General features: G+C 64.8%; 1 protein-coding gene. It reads left to right on the top strand.

Annotated elements, in window-relative coordinates:
- The first annotated feature begins 88 nt into the window (after positions 1-88).
- Positions 89-1339 carry an IS256 family transposase gene (locus tag AC1DLO_RS22460; protein WP_476891879.1) on the top strand — a complete coding sequence of 417 codons (1251 nt, stop codon included), beginning with the start codon at positions 89-91 and terminating at the stop codon, positions 1337-1339.
- The last annotated feature ends 41 nt before the right edge of the window (positions 1340-1380 follow it).

Genomic DNA, 1380 nt, shown 5'->3' on the forward strand with positions numbered 1-1380 from the left:
GGGACTGTCTGAATAACGGTGTGTGAGGTCCGGCCTGATCCGAAAGGAGACGGCCGTGTCAGAGTCCACGACCGCAATGACAGGGGTGATGATCGATCCTGTGACGGGAGAGATCATCGATCAGAAGGAGCTTGCGGAGCGGTTGCTCGCGCAGGCCAAGGAGCAGGGCGTGAGCCTGGTAGGCCCAGGCGGGCTGCTGAACCAGCTCACGAGGAATGTGCTGGAAACCGCGCTGGAAGCGGAACTGACCGAGCACCTCGGGCACGAGCATGGCCAGACGCCGATTGCAGCCAACATGCGCAACGGCACCAGGCCGAAGACCGTGCTGACCGAGATCGGCCCGGTCGAGATTGAGGTGCCCCGGGATCGGGACGGCTCGTTCGAGCCGGTGATCGTGCCCAAGCGGAAACGGCGCCTGGACGGGATCGACCAGATCGTCCTCTCGCTGTCCGCCCGGGGGCTGACCACCGGGGAAATCGCCGCGCACTTCGAGGAGGTCTACGGGGCCAAGGTCTCCAAAGACACCATCAGCCGCATCACGGAGAAGGTCGCCGGGGAACTGGCCGAATGGTCGGCCCGACCTTTGGATCCGATCTATCCGGTGCTCTTCGTGGACGCGATCGTGGTCAAAGTCCGTGACGGGCAGGTGCGCAACACCCCGTTCTACGTCGTCATGGGCGTCACCATGAACGGTGAGCGGGAGATCCTGGGCATCTGGGCCGGCGACGGCGGCGAGGGYGCCCGGTTCTGGCTGCAGGTATTCTCCGAGCTGAAGAACCGCGGCGTGGAAGATGTGCTGATCGCCGTCTGCGACGGGCTCAAGGGCCTGCCGGAGGCCATCACGACCACGTGGGAGCGAACGGTCGTGCAGCAGTGCATCGTGCACCTGATCCGCAACAGCTTCCGCTACGCCGGACGCCAGCACCGCGACGGCATCGTCAAGGCGCTCAAGCCGGTCTACACGGCCCCGTCCGAGCAAGCGGCGAAGGACCGGTTCGCCGAGTTCACGGCCGAATGGGGCCAGCGATATCCGGCAATCGTGCGGCTCTGGGAGTCCTCCTGGGCGGAATTCGTGCCCTTCCTGGAGTACGACGTGGAGATCAGGCGGGTGATCTGCACAACGAACGCGATCGAGTCGATCAACGCCCGCTACCGGCGGGCAGTGAGGGCCCGCGGGCACTTTCCGAACGAGGCCGCTGCCCTGAAATGCCTGTATCTGGTCACCAGGTCCCTTGATCCGACCGGCGGCGGTCGGGCACGCTGGATGATGAGGTGGAAGCCTGCGCTGAACGCGTTCGCGATCACCTTCGCCGGCCGGTTCGAAAGAACCACTCACTAATGAAACCGGCCGGATCCACACACCGTTTATCGGACAGTCCC

The sequence above is a fragment of the Arthrobacter sp. 01T419 genome (assembly GCF_056398865.1).